Source organism: Parabacteroides sp. AF17-3 (genome assembly GCF_003635445.1).
GTDB classification, from domain to species: domain Bacteria; phylum Bacteroidota; class Bacteroidia; order Bacteroidales; family Tannerellaceae; genus Parabacteroides; species Parabacteroides goldsteinii.
Window position 1 is genome coordinate 1 of the sequence record NZ_QTMM01000001.1, and the last position, 4,809, is coordinate 4,809.

2 protein-coding genes are annotated in these 4,809 nt (G+C 41.3%); both read right to left on the reverse strand.

Annotation, left to right across the window (positions count from 1 at the left end):
* Window positions 1-127: 127 nt before the first annotated feature.
* The gene (locus DWW91_RS00005; protein ID WP_122326817.1) at window positions 128-1,672 is read right to left on the reverse strand and encodes a RagB/SusD family nutrient uptake outer membrane protein; all 1,545 of its coding nucleotides are present in this window, start codon (window positions 1,670-1,672) and stop codon (window positions 128-130) included.
* A gap of 13 nt (window positions 1,673-1,685) precedes the next feature.
* Window positions 1,686-4,775 carry a TonB-dependent receptor gene (locus DWW91_RS00010; protein WP_082150430.1) on the reverse strand — a complete coding sequence of 1,030 codons (3,090 nt, stop codon included), beginning with the start codon at window positions 4,773-4,775 and terminating at the stop codon, window positions 1,686-1,688.
* Window positions 4,776-4,809 lie beyond the last annotated feature (34 nt).

A 4,809-nucleotide genomic window follows, 5' to 3' on the forward strand; every position in this document is an offset into this window, starting at 1 on the left:
ACCCCCCTATTTACATTCTCTTGGACGAAATTTATTTCATGGATGTTTCATGGTATTTTTCTAATAAAAATATTAACAAAACAAGGAGATTGTTATAAAGAACAATCTCCTCACTACTATCTATTTATCAATATCCCGGATTCTGTTCCAGCAAATAATTGATCTGTCTTTCTCTTAACGGGAAAGCGAATACCAAACGGTTTCCCGTTACCTCAAATGCAGAAGGAAGAATCCACTGATACTTTGCCTTCATCGTCTTTCCAAATTCGGTCATTGTTTCTATGGCTTTACCCGTACGAATCAAATCTGTCCAACGATGGTTTTCAAAGGCCAGTTCATGACGCATTTCATCAGCTACATCCTCTGCAGTAACGCTGGTCAGCGGCTCCAATCCGGCACGGGCTCTTACCTCATTAACATAAGGTAAAGCCTCTGCATTTCGATTCTGCGCTACCAAGTTTTCTGCCAGTAACAACAAAGCACCTGCATAACGGTAAACCGGGAAGTTATCTCCTGCACGCCCAGCATACTGATAAGGAGGGTGATAATACTTCCGGATGAAGTAGTAGAAATTTTTACCAGTTGTCGGAGTAAAATCCGATACCGTCTTGACTTCTTCGCAAGTAAACTGTTCAGCGTCATCTGTCTTACCTTCTGCTACAGCAATGGAAGCATCCAAACGCTTGTCACCCGGTTCATAAGACTGAATCATCTCTTCCGTAGGAACGCACCAGCCACCGCTTGTACCTGCATAGTTCGAAAAAGTGATACCCATCAGGAAGTCATTATTACTACATTTCGGAATCAAACGCCAAGGAATATCATTATGTACGCCTGCATTAGAGCCATCTTCGATGTACTGTATTTCAAAAATAGATTCTTTCGAGTTCTTATTGGCAGGATTAAATACAGCTTCATAACTGTCCAAAAGACCGTAATTCATCTGTGTGATATCTTTCAAATCCTGTTCAGCAGCTTTGTAATCACGAGTAGGCTGTGACATATAACAATAAGCACGCAGCATTTTAGCAGCTCCCATCGTTGCCCGGCCACTCTGCGGGAAAGTGCTTGCTACCGGCAATCCCAAAGATATTGCTTCCGAAACATCTGTAAGTACTTGTTTATAAACATCTTCTGCCGGAGATTTAGCAGCAAAAGCTTCTGCTTCGGTAGTAACCTCTTGCAACATAAGAGGAACACCGCCCCAATGCTGTACCAAATCGAAATAATAGAAGGCTCTCAGGAACAAAGCTTCTGCTTTTACCGTTTTCTTTTCTTCTTCCGTCAATTCGGAAGCATCCAGTCTACCCAAAATCGTATTTACCTTGGCAATACTAGAATAAACGCCTTTATAACGGTCCGGACTCCAACCGACAGTTTCGTCATCTAAAAACAAAGCTAGTTTTTCAGTCGAGTTATAAGGACCTCTATCACCGCTATAGTAGGTATAGAATGTATTATCTGAACGCATCTCATCCATAAATATACCACTCAAGGCGATATTTCTCAAACCTGTATACGAAGCAACTGTAGCTTGTTCAAAATGATCTGCAGTTTTATAAAATGTTTCCGTCGTAATAGTTGTCTCAGGAGTCAGATTCAAGAAAGAGTCACTGCAAGAAGAAAGAGACAACACACTTGCCGCAAAAATATATATATTCAACTTTTTCATATTCTCATGCTCTTTAAAATTTAACATTCAAGCCAATTGTATAAATTCTGGCAACAGGATATGTTGTATGATCCACTCCCTGATATAATCCGCTGGTGTTCTTGTTTACCTCCGGATTCATACCCGGATAAGAACCTACGGTAAACAGATTTTGAGCACTTCCATAAACACGTATTCCCTTGATATAAGGATTTGATTTCATCGGAATCGTATATCCTAACGTGATATTCTTCAATGTTATGTAATTATTCTTGAATACCCAACGAGAATTGGTATATCGGAATAACTCGGTCGTACCTGTTCTTGTCCTCGGAATATTACCATTACCTGGATTATCTTCTGAGCGCCAGCGTTCTGCGACTTCCTTACGAACATTAAATACACCGTCTATATTTTCCGTCCATTCATAAGTTCCGTCTATAATGTCTCCACCTAATGAACCGGAAAATACAACACTTGCATCAAAATCTTTCCATGAGAAAGTATTAGTCATACCAAAAATACAATCCGGATTCGGGTCGCCGATAAAAGTACGGTCATTATTATCAATAACATTATCGCCATTCAAGTCCTTCATACGAACAGTACCGACCATAGAAGAGGCATGTTTAGGTCCGGCTTCATATTCTTCCTGAGTCATGAAAACGCCATCATAGACGTAGCCGTAGAACAGACCTAATGGTTTACCGACTTCCGTACGGTTGTAATCTTCCTGATTGTTATTACCGCCAATCGGCGTATTGTTCGTACCCAGCTTCATTGCTTTATTACGGTTAAATGTCAAATTCAAGCTGGTATTCCATTTAAACTTGCCTGTCATATTCTTCGTTTCCAAGCCAACTTCATGTCCCCAGAATCTGAATTCACCAATATTGGATTGGATGTTTTCGAATCCGGAAGAATAAGGAATATCAATCTGATACAACAAACCATCCGTTTTCTTCCAATAGTAGTCATAAACCAAGAATACACGGTCATTGAATAATCCTAAATCCACACCGAAGTCGAGCTGTTTGGTTGTTTCCCAGGTAAGGTCCGCATTACCGATACCACTTGTTCCACGTCCGGCAGAAATTCCGTTATTGAAGACATAGTTGTAAGTTCCGATCGTAGCCAAATGATTATAGTTACCGATATTATAGTTACCTACGATACCATAACTTCCACGTAATTTCAAATAGCTCAACCTATCGAATCTCTCCATGAAGCTTTCATCCGAAGCAATCCAACCTGCAGAAACAGAGGGGAAATTAGCCCACTTCGCATTCATACCAAAACGAGAACAACCATCCCGACGGAAAGACACAGACAATAAGTATTTACCCATATAATCATAATTGGCACGTGCCAGATAAGAGATCATTGCCCATGAACTTCTATCACCTTCACCGACCTTTGTTGTGGCGGCATTGAACCAACCCACTTCATCATCAGGATAATCTGATGCATTGATTTTTGCATTTTCAGAGGTCGTCTTCTGAGTTGAATATCCGAGCAAAAGATCAACATTATGCTTATCCGCAAATGTCTTATTGTAGGTCAACATATTCTCGATCAACCAATTCACATATTTACTGGTACCATAAGAACCGACAGCCGGTTGAGGAGGAGCAGTGAACATGGCACCATTTGCAATAGAAGGAACCCATGATTCGGTTTGATCCGATCCCAAATCAGCATTTGCGCTGATACGATATTTCAATCCGTCTATAATTTTGACATCTGCATAGGTATTGAGAGTACCTCTCATTCTCTTTTTCGGATCGTCGCGTTCATTCAGCACGAGATAGAAGTTCGGATTGGCAAACATACCCGGTTGTGAATAAGATATCGGATATGTCCCGTCATCATTCTTGTATTTCAACTGTGGATCCATCAAGAAGGCAGAACCAATTATATTACGTCCGCCGCCCAATCCGGGAATAATCTGCCCGCTCATATAAGAACCTGATAAATTCAAGCCAAACGTTACACGGTCCGAAGCTTCATAGACATTATTGGCACGTGCCGAGAAGCGTTCCGAATAGGTATTGATAATAACACCATCCTGCTTATTGTAGTTCAGGTTCACAGCCGATTTCACTTTTGTAGTTCCTGACTGCAAACTCAGGTTATAATTCTGCGTCAATGCAGTCTGCAAAAGTACATCGTACCAGTCCGTACCATTCTGCAATGAAGAAGGATTCTGATAACATTCGGGAACTCCTCCGGTATAGCCTTCATACTTAGCCTGGTCTTCATAATACTCTTTTTTGAACTGGGCAAATTCCTGTGCATTCATTACATCGGGACGTCCTCTTTTTGATACTTGTGTTGCACCGAAATAAGCACTGAACTCTACATCAGTTTTTCCTTCTTTTGCTCTTTTAGTCGTTACCAGGATAACACCGTTGGCAGCCCTGGAACCGTACAAAGAGGTAGAAGCAGCATCTTTAAGGATTGTAATATTTTCGATTTCTTCAGGACTTATCGACTCCAGTCCTGTACCTTCATTCGGAGTGATCGGGAATCCATCTATTACTACAAGAGGGCTATTACCGCCATTCACTGAAGCAGCGCCACGGATACGGATAGCCATACCACCACCGGGTTCACCGTTTGCCTGTGTAATCTGTACTCCAGAGAATTTCCCCTGCATTTTCTGACTGATATTCGGAACTGGGATATCTTCCAGCTCCTCATTATTCAATTTGCTCATGGAACCAGTTACCGCACGGGCTTTCTGAGTACCATAGGCCACAACAACAACCTCATCCAGAGCTTCTGAATCTTCCGAGAGCTTTACTGCAAAAGTAGTTTGATTACCAACCACGATGTTTTGTGTATTATAACCAAGATAAGAAATTTGTAGTGTTGCATTACGAGAAATATCCAAAGAAAATCGTCCGTCTGCATCTGTAACAGTTCCGTTTGTTGTCCCCTTCTCCAAGACATTGGCACCGATAACCGGTACTCCCTCTTTGTCTGTTACAACACCCGTAATTTTCTTTTGTTGCTGACTAATTGTTATTGACACATCCTTCAAATTAGAGTCATTAGCCGCATATACATTTGCTCCTGAGAGCATGCTTAAAAGTAATAATGGAAGTGTGGACTTTAATATAGGAGTATATTTACCCCCCCCCCCCCCCCCCCCC

Excerpts from the sequence above, each read along its gene's own strand:
- DWW91_RS00005 (WP_122326817.1), bottom strand. The coding sequence starts at position 1,672 with ATGAAAAAGTTGAATATATATATTTTTGCGGCAAGTGTGTTGTCTCTT.